This window comes from Alteraurantiacibacter aestuarii (genome assembly GCF_009827405.1).
GTDB lineage: Bacteria > Pseudomonadota > Alphaproteobacteria > Sphingomonadales > Sphingomonadaceae > Alteraurantiacibacter > Alteraurantiacibacter aestuarii.
Map to the genome: position 1 here is coordinate 468,084 of NZ_WTYY01000003.1, position 17,606 is coordinate 485,689.

18 protein-coding genes are annotated in these 17,606 nt (G+C 63.2%); 14 read left to right on the plus strand and 4 right to left on the minus strand.

All coding sequences use genetic code 11. The features are described from left to right. Positions 1–100: 100 nt before the first annotated feature. Both clpA and GRI32_RS07715 read right to left on the minus strand, forming a co-directional pair. Positions 101–2,470, minus strand: coding sequence for an ATP-dependent Clp protease ATP-binding subunit ClpA (gene clpA / locus GRI32_RS07710; protein ID WP_160590833.1), 2,370 nt, complete (start codon positions 2,468–2,470; stop codon positions 101–103). 189 nt (positions 2,471–2,659) lie between these two features. Further along, positions 2,660–2,863: a DUF1192 domain-containing protein gene (locus tag GRI32_RS07715; RefSeq protein ID WP_160590835.1), complete on the minus strand. Its 204-nt coding sequence runs from the start codon at positions 2,861–2,863 to the stop codon at positions 2,660–2,662. A gap of 148 nt (positions 2,864–3,011) precedes the next feature. On the opposite strand from GRI32_RS07715, the gene GRI32_RS07720 reads away from it, so the two are divergent. From GRI32_RS07720 to GRI32_RS07740, 5 genes are all read left to right on the plus strand, one after another. Continuing rightward, positions 3,012–3,995 (plus strand): NAD(P)H-quinone oxidoreductase, encoded by a 984-nt coding sequence (locus GRI32_RS07720; protein WP_160591125.1) that lies wholly within the window; start codon positions 3,012–3,014, stop codon positions 3,993–3,995. Next, positions 3,992–4,894, plus strand: a complete 903-nt coding sequence (locus GRI32_RS07725; protein ID WP_160590837.1) for a DUF8021 domain-containing protein — start codon at positions 3,992–3,994, stop codon at positions 4,892–4,894. Before GRI32_RS07720 ends, GRI32_RS07725 begins: the two co-directional genes overlap by 4 nt. Before the next feature lie 164 nt (positions 4,895–5,058). Continuing rightward, a complete protein-coding gene (locus tag GRI32_RS07730) occupies positions 5,059–5,994 on the plus strand; it encodes a UDP-2,3-diacylglucosamine diphosphatase (protein WP_160591127.1) in 936 nt (311 codons plus the stop codon). Positions 5,995–6,015: 21 nt separating this feature from the next. Next, a complete protein-coding gene (locus GRI32_RS07735; RefSeq protein ID WP_160590839.1) occupies positions 6,016–7,020 on the plus strand; it encodes a glycosyltransferase family 4 protein in 1,005 nt (334 codons plus the stop codon). Positions 7,021–7,162: 142 nt separating this feature from the next. Continuing rightward, complete coding sequence (locus GRI32_RS07740) at positions 7,163–7,870, plus strand: DUF1013 domain-containing protein (protein ID WP_237437442.1); 708 nt, start codon at positions 7,163–7,165, stop codon at positions 7,868–7,870. Between the two features lie 118 nt (positions 7,871–7,988). Here GRI32_RS07740 and GRI32_RS07745 read toward each other — a convergent pair whose 3' ends face one another. Further along, positions 7,989–8,393: a bactofilin family protein gene (locus GRI32_RS07745; protein WP_160590843.1), complete on the minus strand. Its 405-nt coding sequence runs from the start codon at positions 8,391–8,393 to the stop codon at positions 7,989–7,991. Then, positions 8,383–9,561 carry a M23 family metallopeptidase gene (locus tag GRI32_RS07750; protein ID WP_337190184.1) on the minus strand — a complete coding sequence of 393 codons (1,179 nt, stop codon included), beginning with the start codon at positions 9,559–9,561 and terminating at the stop codon, positions 8,383–8,385. Before GRI32_RS07750 ends, GRI32_RS07745 begins: the two co-directional genes overlap by 11 nt. Before the next feature lie 230 nt (positions 9,562–9,791). On the opposite strand from GRI32_RS07750, the gene GRI32_RS07755 reads away from it, so the two are divergent. The 9 genes from GRI32_RS07755 (at position 9,792) to GRI32_RS07795 (ending at position 17,562) form a co-directional block, all read left to right on the plus strand. Further along, complete coding sequence (locus tag GRI32_RS07755) at positions 9,792–11,108, plus strand: glutamate-5-semialdehyde dehydrogenase (protein ID WP_160590847.1); 1,317 nt, start codon at positions 9,792–9,794, stop codon at positions 11,106–11,108. Between the two features lie 33 nt (positions 11,109–11,141). Next, on the plus strand, positions 11,142–12,194 hold the full coding sequence (locus GRI32_RS07760; protein ID WP_160590849.1) for an aldo/keto reductase: 1,053 nt from the start codon (positions 11,142–11,144) through the stop codon (positions 12,192–12,194). Further along, a complete protein-coding gene (locus GRI32_RS07765) occupies positions 12,191–12,898 on the plus strand; it encodes a nicotinate-nucleotide adenylyltransferase (protein ID WP_337190185.1) in 708 nt (235 codons plus the stop codon). Before GRI32_RS07760 ends, GRI32_RS07765 begins: the two co-directional genes overlap by 4 nt. Before the next feature lie 60 nt (positions 12,899–12,958). Beyond that, positions 12,959–13,393, plus strand: coding sequence for a ribosome silencing factor (gene rsfS / locus GRI32_RS07770; RefSeq protein WP_160590853.1), 435 nt, complete (start codon positions 12,959–12,961; stop codon positions 13,391–13,393). Between the two features lie 91 nt (positions 13,394–13,484). Further along, positions 13,485–13,907, plus strand: coding sequence for a 23S rRNA (pseudouridine(1915)-N(3))-methyltransferase RlmH (locus GRI32_RS07775; RefSeq protein ID WP_160590855.1), 423 nt, complete (start codon positions 13,485–13,487; stop codon positions 13,905–13,907). Between the two features lie 4 nt (positions 13,908–13,911). Next, positions 13,912–15,117, plus strand: a complete 1,206-nt coding sequence (locus GRI32_RS07780) for a murein hydrolase activator EnvC family protein (protein ID WP_160590857.1) — start codon at positions 13,912–13,914, stop codon at positions 15,115–15,117. Positions 15,118–15,215: 98 nt separating this feature from the next. Further along, a complete protein-coding gene (locus tag GRI32_RS07785; RefSeq protein ID WP_160590859.1) occupies positions 15,216–16,553 on the plus strand; it encodes a S41 family peptidase in 1,338 nt (445 codons plus the stop codon). Between the two features lie 11 nt (positions 16,554–16,564). Further along, positions 16,565–17,032: a disulfide bond formation protein B gene (locus GRI32_RS07790; RefSeq protein WP_160590861.1), complete on the plus strand. Its 468-nt coding sequence runs from the start codon at positions 16,565–16,567 to the stop codon at positions 17,030–17,032. After that, a complete protein-coding gene (locus GRI32_RS07795) occupies positions 17,029–17,562 on the plus strand; it encodes a demethoxyubiquinone hydroxylase family protein (protein WP_160590863.1) in 534 nt (177 codons plus the stop codon). The genes GRI32_RS07790 and GRI32_RS07795 overlap by 4 nt, the downstream gene beginning before the upstream one ends. The last annotated feature ends 44 nt before the right edge of the window (positions 17,563–17,606 follow it).

The following is a 17,606-nucleotide window of genomic DNA, read 5'->3' on the forward strand; positions in this document are numbered from 1 at the left end:
CGGAAAGTTTCCAGATGCGACGCTGAGAAACCAAAAACACGGGCCTTTGGCGGACCCGTGTTCTTGCTTGGCAAATCTGCAGCTGGACCCGAGGCAAGAGCTATTCTTCGCCCTTTTCACCTGTGTCCTCTGATGCAGGCGCCCCCGGCTTCTTCTTCGCAGCAGGCTTCTTGCGCGCCTTCTTGGGCCGGGATTTGGGCGGTGCGGGTGTAAGCTCGAAGGCGAGCTTGCCGTCCTTCACGCTCACATGCACCTCGCCGCCACCGGCCAATTTGCCGAACAGCAGTTCCTCGGCCAGCGGCTGCTTCACCTTGTCCTGGATAAGCCGCGCCATCGGCCTTGCGCCGTACAGCTTGTCATAGCCGCGCTTGGCCAGCCATTCACGCGCATCGCCATCAAACTGGATATGCACGTTCTGGTCGGCCAGCTGCAATTCCAGCTGCAGGATGAACTTGTCGACCACGCGGCTGACCGTGTCGGTGCCAAGGTAATCGAACGGCACGATGGCATCGAGGCGGTTGCGGAATTCCGGGGTGAACATCTTCTTCACCGCTTCGGCGCTGGCTTCATGCCTGGTGCCTGCGCCAAAGCCGATGCCCTGCTTGGCCGCATCTGCCGCCCCGGCATTGGTGGTCATGATCAGCACCACATTGCGGAAATCCACCGTCTTGCCGTGATGATCGGTCAGCCGACCATTATCCATCACCTGCAGCAGGATGTTGAACAGGTCGGGGTGCGCCTTCTCGATCTCGTCCAGCAGCAGCACGCAATGCGGATGCTGGTCGATGGCATCGGTCAGCAGGCCGCCCTGATCATAGCCGACATAGCCCGGAGGCGCGCCGATCAGGCGGCTCACAGAGTGCCGTTCCATATATTCCGACATGTCGAAGCGCTTGAGCTCGATCCCCATGATGGAGGCCAGCTGGCGCGCGACTTCGGTCTTGCCCACGCCGGTGGGACCGGAGAACAGGAACGAGCCGATTGGCTTGTCCGCATCGCGCAGCCCGGCACGGCTCAGCTTCATGGCGGTGGAAAGCCGCTCAATCGCCGGGTCCTGGCCAAAAACCACGCGCTTCAGGTCGCGGTCCAGATTGGCCAGCGCCGTCTTGTCATCCTTGGAGACGGATTTGGGAGGGATGCGCGCCATGGTGGCGATCACCTTCTCGATTTCCCTGGCGGTGATGGTCTTGCGGCGGCGACTGGGCGGGACCAGCATCTGCATCGCGCCCACCTCGTCGATCACGTCAATCGCCTTGTCGGGCAATTTGCGGTCATTGATGTAACGCGCGCTCAACTCCACCGCGGTCTTGATGGCGTCGGGCGTATACTTGACCTTGTGATGCTCTTCGAATGCGCTTCTCAGGCCGCGCAGGATCTTGATCGTGTCTTCCACCGTGGGTTCGTTCACGTCGATCTTCTGGAACCGGCGCAGCAGCGCGCGATCCTTTTCGAAGTGATTGCGGAATTCCTTGTAAGTGGTGGAGCCGATGCAGCGGATCGCGCCGGATGACAGCGCGGGCTTGAGCAGGTTGGACGCATCCATAGCCCCGCCGCTGGTTGCGCCAGCGCCGATGACTGTGTGAATTTCATCAATGAAAAGAACGGCTTCCGGCAGTTTCTCCAGCTCGGAGACGACCTGCTTGAGGCGTTCCTCAAAATCACCGCGATAGCGTGTACCGGCCAGCAGCGCGCCCATGTCGAGCGAATAGATCACCGCTTCTTCCAGCACTTCGGGAACATCGCCTTCCACGATCTTGCGCGCCAGCCCTTCGGCGATGGCGGTCTTGCCCACGCCGGGGTCGCCCACATACAGCGGGTTGTTCTTTGACCGGCGGCACAGGATCTGGATCGTCCGGTCCACTTCCGGGCCGCGCCCGATCAGCGGATCGATCTTGCCGTCCAGCGCCTTCTGGTTGAGGTTGACGCAGAACTGGTCGAGCGCGGAATCCTTCTTGTTCTTGTCCGGCTTTTCCTCGCTCTTGGCCTCGCCCTCTTCGGCGCTGCCCATGGCGCGGTTTTCGATCTGCCGACCACCCTTGCCGATGCCGTGGCTGATGAAGCTGACCGCGTCGAGCCGGCTCATATCCTGCTGCTGGAGGAAATAGACGGCGTAGGAATCGCGCTCCGAAAACAGCGCAACCAGCACGTTGGCGCCGGTTACCGTGTCCTTGCCCGACGTCTGCACGTGCAGGATGGCGCGCTGGATCACCCGCTGGAAACCGGCAGTTGCCTGCGGTTCCGCATCATCCTCGGTCTTGAGCGACTGATATTCCTGATCGAGATATTGCCGCACCACATTGCCCAGCTCGGTCAGTTCGACCCCGCAGGCGTTCATCACTTCTGCGGCATCGGGATCATCGATCAGGGCCAGCAGCAAATGTTCCAGCGTCGCATACTCATGGCTGCGATCGGTCGCGTGCTTGAGCGCCGTGTGGAGGGTCTTTTCGAGGTTTTGCGCGAAACTTGGCATGAAATCCTATCCGTTGGGCGGAAAATACGATCCGAAGTGTTGCTATTCTACCAACGCCGCCCTCCCGGTGCGCGGCATAGGCGTGGTGAAGCCCGGTGGCCGGTATGTTCCGGCTCTTGCGACGATATCAGTAATATGGTGCGCCAAAGCGCAATTTCGAGAGGGAAAGGGGACCCGGCCGGCCCCATGTCAGTTGTTCTCTCGCGGTTTGAACAGCGCATCGGCGAATTTCATATGATCCGCCGCCCTGGCATGATGCGCCTTCACCCGGACTATTTCCGCCTCCAGCAACTGGATGCGTGCCAGCAGCTCGTCCTGCGAATAGCTGTCGAGCGCTTCGCTGGCCAGAAGGCCGGCTGCGTCTGTGCGCGGTCGAGGAAGGTCGTCTTCCATTGCGATGCAACATTGCCAGCGTCCTGCTTGCTGTCAATGGGCCACGTCTCTAGTGTTGTGGAGCAGGACCAGCTGCGCAGCCAGCTGCAAACCCGCCGCACACCCACCGGTGCCGGAGGAAAAATTGGGCAAGACGATTACCGACACCATGCCGGCCATGACGATTTCAAAGCCGGGCGGGCCAGATGTGCTGCGTCTGGCACAGCGGCCAGTGCCTCAGCCCGGCGCGGGCCAGGTGCTGATCGCGGTCAGCCATGCCGGGGTGAACCGCCCCGATTGCCTGCAAAGAATGGGCGTCTATCCGCCGCCGCCGGGCGCTTCAGACCTGCCCGGACTTGAGGTTTCGGGCCAGATCGCGGCGCTGGGCGAGGGTGTCGATCCGGCGATGATGGGCCAGCAGGTCTGCGCGCTGGTGAACGGCGGGGGATATGCGGCCTTTTGCCTGGCGCAGGCGGGCCACTGCCTGCCGGTGCCCGCCGGCCTGTCCATGGCCGAAGCGGCGGCGATGCCGGAAACGCTGTTCACCGTGTGGCACAATGTTTTCGAGCGCGGCCATGCCCGCGATGGCGAGACATTGCTGGTGCATGGCGGAACCAGCGGCATCGGCACGATGGCGATCAAGCTGGCGCGTCTGTTCGGCATCACCGTGATCGCCACCTGCGGCAGTGACGCGAAATGCGAACTGGCGCGGCAGGTCGGCGCGAATCACGCAATCAATTACAAGACATCAGATTTTGGCGAGCAGGTGCTGGCGCTGACGGATGGCGGCGGTGCCAATGTCATCCTGGACGTGGTCGCGGGCGAATATACGCAGCGCAATCTGGATTGCCTGGCGGTGGACGGGCGGCTGGTCACCATCGCCACGCTCGGCGGGATCAAGGCGCAGATCAACGTGGTGAAGCTGATGGTGCGCCGCCAGACGCTGACCGGGTCCACGCTTCGTCCGCGCAGCGATGCATTCAAGGCGCTGCTGGCCGATGAGATCGCGGCAAATGTCTGGCCATTCGTGGCCGAGGGCGCGCTGCGCCCGCAAATGGACCGGATATTTCCGCTTGAGCAGGCGGCCAGGGCGCACCAGCGGATGGAAGCGGGCGAGCATTTCGGCAAGATGGTATTGGAGATTGCGCAATGAATACCCCGGCCAGTGGCCCCGCGCGTGCTGCGCTCTATGCGCTCGTCGATGACTATCTGGCGGCGCTGGTGGCGCATGATCCTGCGCGGCTTTCCTTCACCGACGATGCCATTTTTACGGAGAATAATGTCGAGCTGACCATTGGCGATGGTCTGTGGAACACGATTTCCGCCACGCGCGAGTATTATGATCTGAAGTGCGCCGATCCCCAGACCGGGCAGGCAAGCTGGATCGGCATTATCGAGGAAAGCGGCCACCCCGCCATCATGGCGCTGCGCCTTGCCGCCCGCGATGGCCGCATCGCCGAGGTGGAAACCATCATCTGCCGGGAATTCGAATTTGGACCCTTCCCGCAGATCGAAGGCTATGACGCGCCGCGCCAGCTGATGCTGGAGGATGTGCCAGAAGCCCGCCGCGTGTCGCGGGACGAGATGATCGCCATCGCCAACGGCTATTTCGACACCATCCAGCTGAATGACGGCAGACTGTTCACCAGCTTCACCGATGATTGCGACCGGATCGAAAACGGCCTGCAAACCACCAATGTGGAGATCGATGGCTATCCCATCGCGCGCATGGGCACCGCCGACCAGTTCCGCCTTGGCCAGTATATCTATGATGACCGGCTGCGCGACCGGCGCTTTCCCCTGATCGATGAGCAGAAGGGCATTGTGCTGGCTGGCGGATTTATCGATCACTCGGGCAAGGTGAAGGAAGTCACCTGGACCGATGGCAGCAAGCACACATCGATCTTCCACTTCCCGCACAGCTTCGTGTTGCTCGAACTGTTCAAGATCGTGGACGGCAAGATTGCCGGGGTGGAGGCGGTGTTCGTGACCGTGCCGTACAACATGATCTCCCCCTGGGTGGGCCGCCAACCCTATGTGATCGAGGGCTGAAAGCGCTCTTCCGCTGGCGCCAGGTCCACGCTCTGGCGGGTCACGAAATGGTCACATTGTCGCCGATCTGACCCTAAACTGCGGATCGCCTGTCACAATCTGCGTCTACAGAATCCAAGCCATGGAAGCTTATTCGGGATTCTTGAGGCATGTTTGGCGATTATATGCAGGGTGATTTCGGAAATAACCTGCCGATCAGCTCACTGCCTGATTTCGAGCGGCATGAGCCATCGATTCCCGAACCGGAAAAGTCCCAGCGGCGCACGTTCCGCACGATCTGGATCAGCGATATCCACCTGGGCACCAAGGGCTGCAATGCGGAGCTGCTGATCGACTTCCTCGATAATGTCGACAGCGAGACGATGTATCTGGTGGGGGACATTATCGATGGCTGGCGACTGAAGAAGAAGTTCTACTGGCCCTCGACTCATAACGACATTGTCTGGCGCATATTGAAGCGGGCCAAGCGCGGCACGCGCATCGTCTATATCCCCGGCAATCATGACGAGATGTTCCGCCAGTTTTCCGGACTCAGCTTTGGCGGTGTGGAAATCCGCCGCGCGGCCTTTCACGATACCGCCGATGGCCGCCGCCTGCTGGTGCTGCACGGCGATGAATTCGATACGATCATGCTGGCGCATCGCTGGCTCGCCTTCGTTGGAGACGCGCTGTACCATCTGATGATGGGCCTTAACGTGTGGGTCAATGCGGTCCGCCAGAAGCTGGACCTGCCCTATTGGTCGCTGTCCAAAATGGCCAAGCACAAGGTCAAGAACGCGGTCGAATTCATCTCCCACTTTGAAGAAGTGGTGGCCCGCGCCGCAGCCCAGCGCGGTGTGGACGGGGTGGTGTGCGGCCACATCCACACTGCCGAATTCCGCCAGTTCGACAAGGTCGAATACTGGAACGACGGTGACTGGGTGGAAGGCTGCAACGCGCTGGTCGAACATGCCGACGGGCGCATGGAAATCCTCCACTGGCCCGATGAAATCGCCCGCCGCGCACCATCAGCCCCTGCCGAAGCAACCGCATTGGCCGAACCCCCCGAGCCCGCGCTTCCGGCCGACGCAGACAGTTCCGCCGTCCCCGTGGCCGCGTAATCCCGCACGAGGCAGGACCCCATGAAAATTGCAATCGTCACCGATGCCTGGGCACCGCAGATCAACGGCGTGGTCAACGCCACCAGGAATGTCTGGCAGCAATTGACGGCGCAGGGCCATGCCGTGCTGCTGGTCACGCCCGACCAGTTCAGGTCCGTCCCCTGTCCGACCTATCCTGAGATTCGGCTGGCGATGACCCGGCCATCGGATGTGGGTGAAAAGATCGCCCGGTTTGATCCCGATGCCATTCACCTGATGACCGAAGGACCGCTGTGCCTTGCGGCGCGCAGCTGGTGCCTGCGCCGTAAAAGGCCGTTCACCACCGCCTTCTGCACCAATTTCCCGACCTATCTGGCGCTGCGGACGGGCATCTCGTCCAAGGTGTTCTGGCCTTATTTCCGCTGGTTTCACGGCCCTGCGCAGTTCACCTTCGGGTCGACCCCGTCAATCAGGCAGTCGCTGGCCGATGAAGGCATTTCGCCGGTCAGGACATGGGGCCGCGGCGTCGATCTGGACAATTTCAGGCCGGAAGTACTGCCGCCCGACATATTCTTCAGCCTGCCACGCCCGATCATCCTGTATGCCGGCCGCATCGCCGTTGAAAAGAATGTCGAGGCGTTCCTGACCGCGCGCCACGCGGGGAGCAAGGTGCTGGTGGGAGACGGTCCGGCCCGGGCGGCGTTGCAGGCCCGGTTCCCGCAGGCCCATTTCCTCGGCTTCAAGCAGGGCGCGGATCTTGCCGGTGTCTATGCCGGGGCCGATGCGCTGGTGTTCCCCAGCCTTACCGACACTTTCGGCGTTGTGATGATAGAGGCGCTGGCCTGCGGCACCCCGGTGGCGGCCTTTCCGGTGGCGGGGCCAATGGATGTGCTGACGCCAACCGTGGGTGCGATGGACCACGATCTGGACCGCGCGATAGAGCGCGCCCTGCTGTGCGACCGCGATGCCTGCGCCGCCTATGGCAAGACCTTCACCTGGGGGGAAAGCGCGCGCGAGTTCCTCGATGGAATGAAAATGGCCTGCTGACGGGGCGCTGAAAAGCCGCGCCGACGCTTGTGCTTGCCGTTTGGGCGCGATGCGCCTACATCGGGCGCTTCAATGGCCGCTCCGCAAGGGGCGGCCCTTTTATTTCATACGGAGATTTCGCGTGGCCCAGCCCACTCCCCTCATGCCTCATGCGACCGCTTCCTGGCTGGTCGACAATACTGCGCTCAGCTTTGAGCAGATCAGCGAATTCTGCGGTCTGCACATTCTCGAAGTGCAGGCCATGGCAGACGATCTTGCCAGTTCGAAGTACACCGGGCGCGATCCGGTGCATTCGGGCGAGCTGACCCATGCGGAAATCGAAAAGGGCCAGGCCGATCCGGAATATCGCCTGAAGATGCAGAAGGCTCCCGTCGATGTCAGCCGCACCAAGGGCCCGCGTTATACGCCGGTGTCCAAGCGGCAGGACAAGCCAGACGGCATCGCCTGGATCATCCGCAACCACCCGGAAATTTCCGATGCGCAGATCGGCAAGCTGATCGGCACCACCCGCAACACCATCAACGCCATCCGGGAGCGGAGCCACTGGAACATCCAGAACATCCAGCCCAAGGATCCGGTCACGCTGGGCCTGTGTTCGCAGCGTGAGCTTGATGCCGCCGTGGCCAAGGCGGCCAAGAAGGCTGCGGCGCATGCTCCGCCCGTTGCCGAAGGCGAGGAAGAGATTGTCGTGCCACGGCGCGACGATCGCGAAGCGCTGATCGAGGAGCTGAAGGCAGAGCGTGACGCATCTGTAAAGGCCGCGGCCCAGGCGGCCCAGGAAGCCGAAGCCGAAGCATGGCTGGAAGCCAAGCGCGCCGCCGAAGCTGGCGAAGGCGCCAAGCAGGACTGATAGTCCGCTCACACACCGATTATTCAAGACAAGAAAAAGGGCGGCTCCAGGGCCGCCCTTTTCATATCTATATCAGTCTGGTCAAATCCGGCTGGCGGATGTTGTCAGTGGGATGATGTCAGTTGGCGAGCGACAGTTTCGGCTCGCTGTCCTTGGCGGCGGCGGCAGGTGGTGCGCCTGCACCCTTCGCCATGTCGCGACGGTCACGCATGGCCAGACGGCCTTCGACCGTTGCACCCTGTTCGATGGTCAGCGTCTCATAATCGACGTCACCTTCGATGCGGGCGCTCTTCAGGATCACCAGGCTGCGCGCCTTGATGGTGCCTTTGACCTGGCCGGAAAGGCGCGCTGTCTCGGCAGTGATGGCGCCTTCGATCAGGCTCGATTCGCCCTGCACCAGAGAGGCGCAGGAAAGGTCGCCGGTTACCGTTCCATCGACATGCAGGTCAGCGGATGCTTCCACGTCGCCCTTGATGGTGACGTCTGCACCGATCACCGAAAAGGTCGCGCCGCTACTCGCCATGGTCCGGGCCGTCGGTGTGAGCGTATTCCGCTCTGGCTTCTTCGAGAACATTGGGGGCTGTCTCCAGGAAGGGGCGCGGATTGACTGCGCGCCCGTTGATGCGAACTTCGAAATGCAGGTGCGGTCCGGTGGATCGGCCAGTGCTGCCGATATTGCCGATCACGTCACCCGCCACCACGTCCTGCCCAACGCGCGCGTTCCAGCGCGACATATGGGCATAGCGCGTCATCATGCCGTTGCCGTGGCTGATTTCGACCACGCGGCCATAGCCGGACTTGTTGCCCACGAAGCTGACATGGCCATCGGCGGCGGCATGGATCGGGGCGCCATAAGGCCCGCGGAAATCAAGGCCGCTGTGCATTGCGCCGCGGCCATTGAAGGGATCGCGGCGATAGCCGAAGCCCGATGAAATATTGCGCATGTCGGCAGGCATGACCTGCGGAATTTCGCTGAGGCCGCGTTCCAGCGAGCTCATCCGCGACAGGCTGATGGCGAGGCGTTCGAAGCGCGGATCGAGCGATCCGTCGGCATCCGATGCCAGCATCTCGAACGGGCCACCCTGTGCCTGCTCGTCTGCAATCATCACCATGCGCGGATCGAGGCCGAGCGAGCGGATTGCCTGTTCGGTGCGTGCGGCGCGGCGGTCGGAATAGCGGGTCAGCCGTTCCACAAAGGCCAGCTGGCGGGCTTCGAGGCGGGCCAGTCCGGCGGCTTCGGGAATGGCGCCTTCGATCATGCTGATCAGTTCTGCCGATTCCTCGGTGCTGTCGGTAACCGTGTCTTCGCCGTCCACGCCTTCTGTCATCAGGTCTTCGGGCAACATGGCCAGGATGCCATCGAGGTAGTCCTGACGCTTGGAAAGATCGGCAGTTTCGGATGCCAGGTCATCGCGGTAGGCCTCAACCCGGCTTTCCGCCGTTGCGACCTGCGCCTCTCGGCTGAGCAGTTCGGCGCGTTCGGAACTGGCCTGGTACTGACCGATGGCCATCGCGGCCATGGAGATACCCCAGCCGACCAGTGCAGAGAGCACAAGACCGGCGGTGACCATCTGCACCCGGCTGGTAATTGTGATAAAGCGAACCTGCCCTTGGGAGCGCATGAAAAACTCGCGCTCCGGGAACAATGCTCGCAGGCGGTCCCAATACCCGCCAGCGGTTTGTGTGTCCAAAATGACCCCGACTTCTTGTAAAAACCCGTCACGGCTTGCCTAGCGGACAGACCGGAGAGGTCTATCAGACTCTGTTAAGATTGGGGCGAATCGAACCCGTCGTGCGGTGAAGCGTTTCGCGGCTGCAAAAATAGTTGAGATTGCCGGGAACCATATCCGTTTCGCCCGAAACGATTCGCTGCTGGCGAATCCGCCTGACAAGGCGCGATGCCGATGATAGTTGCGCTGGCATGGCCCAGACACTGCAATCCAGCCCCGCGCAATCCGCTGCGCACAGTGGCGCAAGAACAGACTCGCGAACGCCTGCGCAGCTGATTGAACAGCTCGCGCTGGCTGGCCGATCGGCGCAGCGCAAGCTCGCGCTGATGTCGGATGAGGACAAGGCCCGCGCGCTGCGTTCAGCCGCGGCATCGCTGCGCACCCATGCTGGCGAGATCCTGGCGCAGAACGCCAAAGATGTGGCCGCCGGGCAAGCCAATGGGCTGACCGGGGCCATGCTCGATCGTCTGCGGCTCGATCCCGCGCGGCTGGAAGCGATGGCGGCGGCGGTCGAGAATGTCGCCGGCCTGCCCGATCCCGTGGGCCAGGTGATCGATCGCAGCACCGTGCCCAGCGGACTGGAACTGGTGCGAAGGCGCATCCCCATCGGCATGATCGGGATCATCTACGAAAGCCGCCCCAATGTTACCGCCGATGCCGCTGCGCTGTGCCTGATGTCCGGCAATGCGGCGCTGCTGCGCGGCGGCAGCGAGGCGGTTCACTCCAACCGCGCAATTCATGCGGCTATGGCCGAGGGGCTGGCTGCAGGCGGCGCGCCTGCCGATGCTATCCAGCTTCTGCCCACGCAGGACCGCGAAGCCGTGGGCGCCATGCTGCGCGCCGCCGGGCTGATAGACATGATCGTGCCGCGCGGCGGCAAGGGGCTGGTGGAACGGGTCCAGGCCGATGCCCGCGTGCCCGTGCTCGCCCATCTGGACGGCATCTGCCACACCTATGTCCATCAGGCAGCCGATCCGGAAATGGCGCGCACCATCGCGCTCAACGCCAAGATGCGCCGCACCGGCATTTGCGGCGCGATGGAAACCCTGCTGCTGGATGCCGCCTTCCCGGCTTCGGGCGAGATCATCGGCGCGTTGCTGGATGCAGGCTGCGAACTGCGCGGCGATGCCCGCGCGCAGGCGCTCGACCCCCGCATAGTGCCTGCCAGCGCCAATGACTGGGACACCGAATATCTCGACACGATCCTCTCGGTTGCCGTGGTCGATGGAATCGATGCGGCGATGGATCATATCGCCCGCCATTCCTCCGGCCACACCGATGCCATCATCACTGCCGACCAGCAGGCGGCGGATCGCTTCCTGGCCGAAGTGGACAGCGCGATCGTGATGCACAATGCCTCCACCCAATATGCCGATGGCGGCGAGTTTGGACTGGGCGCGGAAATCGGCATCGCCACCGGCCGCCTGCACGCACGCGGCCCGGTCGCGCTGGAAGGGCTGACCACCTATAAGTGGCAGGTCCTTGGCAGCGGCCAGGCGCGGCCCTGAAGCTGGCGGGAAACCTGCACGGGGAGAGAAATCATGCGTTACAACCAGCTTGGCAAATCGGGTCTCGTGGTGTCCGAGATATGCCTTGGCGCGATGACTTTCGGCAATAAGCCCAGCGCGTTCTTCCAGCATGATCTGGATCAGGCGGGCTCTACCGCACTGATCCGCCAGGCTATCGATGCCGGGGTCAATTTCATCGATACGGCCAATGTCTATTCGGCGGGGCAGAGCGAGGAATTCCTCGGTCAGGCGCTGCGCGATATCGGCGTGGCGCGCGATCAGGTGGTGATCGCCACCAAGGGCATGGGCCCGATGGGCGAAGGCCCGAATGACGGCGGATATGGCCGCTATCACCTGATGAACCAGATCGACGCCAGCCTCGACCGGCTCGGCCTCGACCATGTCGATCTGTATCAGATTCACGGCTGGGACCCGATTGCGCCGATGGAAGAAGGTCTGCGCGCGCTGGAGGATATCGTGCGCTCTGGCCGTGCACGCTATGTCGGCGTGTCCAACTGGGCCGCGTGGCAGATCGCCAGGGCGCTGGGTATTGCCGAGCGCCGCGGGTGGGACAAGTTCATCTCCAACCAGGCGTTTTACGCGGTGTCTGGCCGCGAGCTGGAGCGCGATGTGGTGCCGATGATGCAGAGTGAGGGTCTTGGCCTGATGGTCTGGAGCCCGCTGATCGGCGGACTGCTGAGCGGCAAGTATGATTTTGGAGAAGATGGCACGGTGTCGGGCGAAGGTCGCCGCGCCAAGCTGGATTTCCCGCGTGCGGACAAGCAGCTGGCGGCAAATGCGGTTGCCGCCATGCGGCCGATGGCGGCCGCGCGCGATGTCTCCGTCGCTTCGATTGCGCTGGCATGGCTGCTGCACCAGCCGGTCGTGGGATCGGTGATCGTAGGCGCCAAAAGGGCGGACCAGCTGGCGCAGAACCTCGCCGCAAGCGACATCGAACTGACATCGGATGAGCTGGCAACGCTCGATGAAATCGGCCGTCTGGACGATGAATATCCGGCATGGGCGCTCAAGGCGCAGCTGCACCGCCACGGCTTTCGCGTCTCCCCGCGTCGCCCGCAATCGTGAGATTCCGCCGCGGCCCCGCTGCGCCGCTGACCGGCCTGATGGGCGGTTCGTTCAATCCCGCGCATCACGGCCACAGGCGGGTGTCGCTGTTCGCCATGCGGGCGCTGGGTCTGGACGAGATGTGGTGGATGGTTTCCCCCGGCAATCCGCTGAAACCGCGTCAGGGCATGGCGCCTTTTGCCGCCCGCATGCACTCTGCCCGGATGATGAGCCGCAGTGCCCCGATCAAGGTCACGGCGATCGAACAGCAGCTGGGCACGCGCTACACGGTGGATACGCTGCGCGCGGTCAAGCGGATGTTCCCGCGCCGCCAGTTTGTGTGGGTGATGGGGGCGGATAATCTCGCCCAGTTCCACAAGTGGCGGAACTGGCGCCAAATTGCCCGTGAAATGCCGATTGCGGTGATTGCCCGGCCCGGCTATGACGAGGACGCCCTCGCGAGCCCCGCGATGGCTTGGCTGCGGCGTTACCGGTTATCCGCAGCCGGATTACGCAACCGGGGCGAATGGAGCGCACCTGCGCTGATAGAATTGCGTTTTGATCCTGATCCGCGCTCGGCAACACAAATTCGTGATGCGGATCCTGATTGGGCGGACCGGTTTTCCGGCCCGGCTCCCAGGGATGAAGTGACGCATTCGCTCATTCGCAATTCCGTACCAACCAGTTCGTCCAACGATCGTTCAGCACGGGGACATGACGCATGAGGCGTTCTGGCCCCATGCCGCATTTGTCCCTTTTCCAATTCAGGAGCATGAAAAGTCGCGATGATACAGGCGCAAGCCACCCCGGCATCAACGGGCACCGCAACCATCATTTCCATGACTGACACACCGCACACCATCCAGGCAGAGCCTGGCTCGATCCACGCCCTGATCCTCGAACAGCTCGAGGATGATCAGGCGCAGGACCTCGTATCCATCCCGCTCGAAGGCAAGAGCTCGATCGCCGATCACATGATCGTCGCTTCCGGCCGCTCGACCAGGCAGGTTGCCGCCATGGCTTCCAAGCTGGCCGAAAGGCTCAAGAAGGCGGGCGAGCCAGCTCCGCGCATCGAAGGCCTGCCGGCGGCAGACTGGGTGCTGATCGATGCAGGTGACGTGGTCGTCCACCTGTTCCGCCCCGAAGTGCGCAGCTTTTACAACCTCGAGAGGATGTGGGGCTTCGGCGACGACGGCGCAAAGGCTGTTGGGAACGTTTGAGGCCAGACAAAGCCTCCAAGAAACAACAAACCCACCCAAAACAAACCTCTCCCCGATGGCTCGCGCCTGCAATTGCGGCTAGAGCAATCGCATGCTCCTGCATGTGATCGCCCGTGGAAAGATTGCCCGCTCGCCAGAGGCGGAGCTTGTGGCACGTTACGAAAAGCGCATCGCCTGGCCGCTGAAGCTGACCGAATTGCCCGAAACAGGCGGCCGCATTCCCGATCCGCAAACCCCGTTCAAGACCGTCCTGCTTGATGAAAAGGGCAGCGATATCTCCAGTGAGGAGCTGGCCCAAACCCTGGAGAAATGGCGCGATGGCGGCATGCGCGAATGCCGCTTCGTGCTCGGCGCCGCAGATGGTCACTCGCAGGCAGAGCGGGATGAGGCGGACCTGTTGCTGGCGTTCGGCAAGGCCACCTGGCCGCATCTGCTGGCGCGCGCCATGCTGATGGAACAGCTGTTTCGCGCCACATCGATCCTTGCCGGACACCCCTATCATCGGTCAGGATAGGGCGATGTCGCGGATTTTGCTTCTGGCTGCATCGTTCCTGCTGCTTGGCTTTGCCGCCAGCGCCCAGCGCGCGCCAGTCTATGACAGTCCGGTGGAGACGCGAAATGCCCTGCGCCAGGCACTGGCGGAGCGTGAACAGGCTCAGGCCCGCAGTGAGCGGCTGGAGCAGGAAGCCGCCAGCGCCGAAGATGCCGCCCAGCGTACCGCCCGCGAAACCGCCGCACTGGCCGCCCGGGTCCAGCAGGCCGAAGCCAGCATTGCCGCAGCAGAAGCGCGCAGTGCCCTTATCGAAGGGGAGCGAGACACTCTGCGCGAGGAGCTGGGGCGCGAGCAGCGGCCCGTTGTCCGGCTTACTGCGGCGCTTCAGCAATTCTCAAGGCGTCCTGTGGCGCTTTCTGTGCTGCGTCCGGGCGAAGTGCGCGACGTGGTCTATCTGCGCGCGGTCATGGCCAGCGCGGTGCCTGAAGTGCAGGCCCGCACCGCCAGCCTGCGCAGCCGCATCGCCCGCTCCCGGCAATTGCAGCGACAGGCGCAGCAGGCCGTGGCGGCGCTGCGCGAGGAGGAAGGCATTCTGGCGCAGCGACGCCAGCAACTCGCCGCGATCGAAACGCGCCAGCGTCTGGCTGCGCGCGAGGCGGGCATGTCCGCCAACCGCGAATCCGAACGCGCTCTGGCCTTAGCGGAACAGGCGCGCGATCTTGATGGGCTGGTGGGCGAACTGGATCGCGCCGCCAGCCTGCGTCAGCGTCTGGCCGCTCTGCCGGGGCCAAGCCTGCGACCCGGCGAAGGCGAGCAGGCACCGCTCGCGGCCCCACTGGCAACGTCGTCTCCCACAGGACCCGCCAATGCGCCAGCGCCCTATATCCTGCCCGTGGCAGGACGCACGATTGTGGGGTTTGGTGCACCGCAGGGGGCGGCCCTGAGCCAGGGCATAACGCTGGCACCGCGCGCTGGGGCGCAGGTGGTGGCGCCGGCAGCGGGCCGCGTGGCCTTTGCCGGCACGTATAGAGGCTATGGCCAGATCGTGATCATCGAACATACCGGCGGCTGGACCAGCCTCGTCACCGGCCTTGCGCGCAGCGATGTGGCCGTTGGGGCGGAGCTGGTTGGCGGTTCCCCCATCGGCATTGCCGGGCCGGGCCGCCCGACCATCAGCGTGGAACTGCGCCGCGAAGGGGAGGCCGTCAATCCGCTGCAATTTACCGGGTAGGCCCGTCATCCGTCCCGCACTGGCACCCAAAATCCCTCATCTGGCGTTCAGCCCGCGGCTGCGATAAAAGCCTCCGGGACCCAACAGGATATCGTGATATGAAATTCGCCCCTGCACTTCGCGCCGCCGCCCTTTGCACGGCGATAGCCTTGCTGCCTGCCACCACGGCGGGCTTTGCGCAGGTGGAGGGCAGGGCATCGCCCGAATTTGCCAAGCTCTTCGCCACCTATCAGCGGATCAAGACCAGCTACGTCGAACCTGTCGATGATGAGCAGCTGATCCGCGGTGCGATTGACGGCATGCTCGCATCGCTGGACCCGCACAGTTCCTACATCGATGGCGCAGCGCTTCAGCGGCTGGAGACCATGATTGACGGGAATTACCAGGGGCTGGGTATTTCGGTGCAGATGGATGATGGCGCGGTGAAGGTGGTATCCCCCTTCCGTGGCAGTCCGGCGGATATTGCCGGGGTCAAGGCAGGCGATTTTATCACCCATATCGATGGCCACCTGATCTATGGGCTGGAGATCAACGATGCCGTGTCGCAAATGCGCGGGCCGGCGGGCACGGCCATCAACCTGACGATTTTCCGCCCTGGCCGCGATGAGCCGATCGAGATCAGCGTAACGCGCGGCGTGATTGAGCTGGAGCCGGTCACATCCGAGCTGATGAGCGGCAATATCGGCCATATCAGCGTCAATGAATTCAGCCGCGATGTTGGCGCAGACGTGAATGCGGCGATTGCCGACTTGCGCAGCCAGGCGACCGGACGCCTCTCCGGGCTGGTGCTGGACTTGCGGCGCAATCCGGGCGGTTCACTGGATGAAGCGGTGGCCCTGACCGATCTGTTCCTGGCGCAGGGTCAGATCGTCTCCCAGCGCGGCCGCACCAGGCGCGACACGGTCTATTACGAGGCGGAAACCGTCTATCGCGGCGATGTTGTCGATGGCCTGCCGATGATCGTGCTGATCGATGAAGGCTCCGCCTCCGCCAGCGAGATCGTGGCCGGTGCGTTGCAGGATCATCACCGCGCGCTGATCATGGGCCAGCGCAGCTTTGGCAAGGGCAGTGTGCAGACATTGCTGCCGCTCACCCGCGATACCGCGCTCAAGCTCACCACCGCGCGCTATTACACGCCGTCGGGCCGCAGCGTGCAGGAAGGCGGGATAGAGCCCGATATCCGCGTGCCGCAATTGTCCGATCCCGATGCCGAACGCCGCCAGCGCTATGCCTTGCGCGAAAGCGATCTGCGCGGCCACCTGATCAACGAGCTGGATTATGAGGACGAATCGCTGGAGCGGGATCGCAACGCCGATCCGCGCTTCATGCTCACCGCAGAGCAGCTTGAGGAGCAGGGGATCGACGACTTCCAGCTGCATTATGCGCTGGAAACCATGCGCCGCACCAATCGCACCAACCTTGCCTCGCGTCGCTGAAGGGTCCGGCGATGACTAGACCGGATGTGATGGCGCAGCGTCTGGCGCTGCTGGTTCCCGCCCTGCTGCTGGGCGGCGCCTATATCTCGCAATATGGCTTTGGCCTCTATCCGTGTGAGATGTGCTGGTGGCAGCGCTGGCCGCACTTCGCCGCGCTGGCGCTGGCGCTCGCTTCCTTTGCGATCCCGCCAAAACGCCTGTTCGTGGCGCTGGCAGCGGGGGGAATTCTGGTGTCGGGCCTGATCGGCGTGTTCCATGCCGGCGTGGAATATGGACTGTGGGAAGGGCTGACCAGCTGCTCCCTGCCGCCCAGCGCCAGCGTCGATCCGCTGGAGGCCATTCTGGCCCAGCCGATCATTCGCTGTGATCAGCCGGCGTGGACCATGATGGGCATTTCGCTGGCCGGGTTCAACGCGATCTTCTCCATCGCCGGGGCAGTCACCATATGGTCGCTGCTGGCAAGGAAGGACAAGCTATGAGCGAGAGCGTTACAGGCCCGGACCGGTCGGAAATGATCCGCGTCGATCAGGCGGGCGAATTTGGCGCCACGCGCATCTATGCCGGGCAATTGGCGGTGATGGGCGATCGCGGCCCACATTCGGCAGAGATCCGCGCCATGGCCGAGCAGGAAGTGGGCCACAGGGCGGAATTCGATGCGCTGATGGCCAGGCGCGGAGTGCGCCCCACGGCGTTGCAGCCGTTCTGGAATGTGGCCGGATTCGCGCTTGGAGCGGGCACCGCCATGATCGGGCCGGAAGCGGCAATGGCCTGCACCGCCGCGATCGAGGAAGAGATAGACCGCCACTACACGCAGCAGCTGGAAGAACTGGAACGGGATGGCGATGATCCGGAACTGGCCGACATGATCGCCCGCTTCCGCGAAGATGAGCGCGAGCACCGCGATGCAGCACTTGCAGCAGGCGCAGAGAAGGCGCCCGGCTATGCGCTGCTGACCGCCGCCATCCGCATGGGCTGCCGCGCTGCCATTCGGCTGTCGGAGAAGATTTGATCGAAGTGAGTTCGAACGGGGCAAGTTTGATTGGTATCAGTGCC

Excerpts from the sequence above, each read along its gene's own strand:
- clpA (WP_160590833.1), bottom strand. The coding sequence starts at position 2,470 with ATGCCAAGTTTCGCGCAAAACCTCGAAAAGACCCTCCACACGGCGCTC.
- GRI32_RS07715 (WP_160590835.1), bottom strand. The coding sequence starts at position 2,863 with ATGGAAGACGACCTTCCTCGACCGCGCACAGACGCAGCCGGCCTTCTG.
- GRI32_RS07720 (WP_160591125.1), top strand. The coding sequence starts at position 3,012 with ATGCCGGCCATGACGATTTCAAAGCCGGGCGGGCCAGATGTGCTGCGT.
- GRI32_RS07725 (WP_160590837.1), top strand. The coding sequence starts at position 3,992 with ATGAATACCCCGGCCAGTGGCCCCGCGCGTGCTGCGCTCTATGCGCTC.
- GRI32_RS07730 (WP_160591127.1), top strand. The coding sequence starts at position 5,059 with ATGCAGGGTGATTTCGGAAATAACCTGCCGATCAGCTCACTGCCTGAT.
- GRI32_RS07735 (WP_160590839.1), top strand. The coding sequence starts at position 6,016 with ATGAAAATTGCAATCGTCACCGATGCCTGGGCACCGCAGATCAACGGC.
- GRI32_RS07740 (WP_237437442.1), top strand. The coding sequence starts at position 7,163 with ATGCCTCATGCGACCGCTTCCTGGCTGGTCGACAATACTGCGCTCAGC.
- GRI32_RS07745 (WP_160590843.1), bottom strand. The coding sequence starts at position 8,393 with ATGGCGAGTAGCGGCGCGACCTTTTCGGTGATCGGTGCAGACGTCACC.
- GRI32_RS07755 (WP_160590847.1), top strand. The coding sequence starts at position 9,792 with ATGGCCCAGACACTGCAATCCAGCCCCGCGCAATCCGCTGCGCACAGT.
- GRI32_RS07760 (WP_160590849.1), top strand. The coding sequence starts at position 11,142 with ATGCGTTACAACCAGCTTGGCAAATCGGGTCTCGTGGTGTCCGAGATA.
- rsfS (WP_160590853.1), top strand. The coding sequence starts at position 12,959 with ATGATACAGGCGCAAGCCACCCCGGCATCAACGGGCACCGCAACCATC.
- GRI32_RS07775 (WP_160590855.1), top strand. The coding sequence starts at position 13,485 with ATGCTCCTGCATGTGATCGCCCGTGGAAAGATTGCCCGCTCGCCAGAG.
- GRI32_RS07780 (WP_160590857.1), top strand. The coding sequence starts at position 13,912 with ATGTCGCGGATTTTGCTTCTGGCTGCATCGTTCCTGCTGCTTGGCTTT.
- GRI32_RS07785 (WP_160590859.1), top strand. The coding sequence starts at position 15,216 with ATGAAATTCGCCCCTGCACTTCGCGCCGCCGCCCTTTGCACGGCGATA.
- GRI32_RS07790 (WP_160590861.1), top strand. The coding sequence starts at position 16,565 with ATGACTAGACCGGATGTGATGGCGCAGCGTCTGGCGCTGCTGGTTCCC.
- GRI32_RS07795 (WP_160590863.1), top strand. The coding sequence starts at position 17,029 with ATGAGCGAGAGCGTTACAGGCCCGGACCGGTCGGAAATGATCCGCGTC.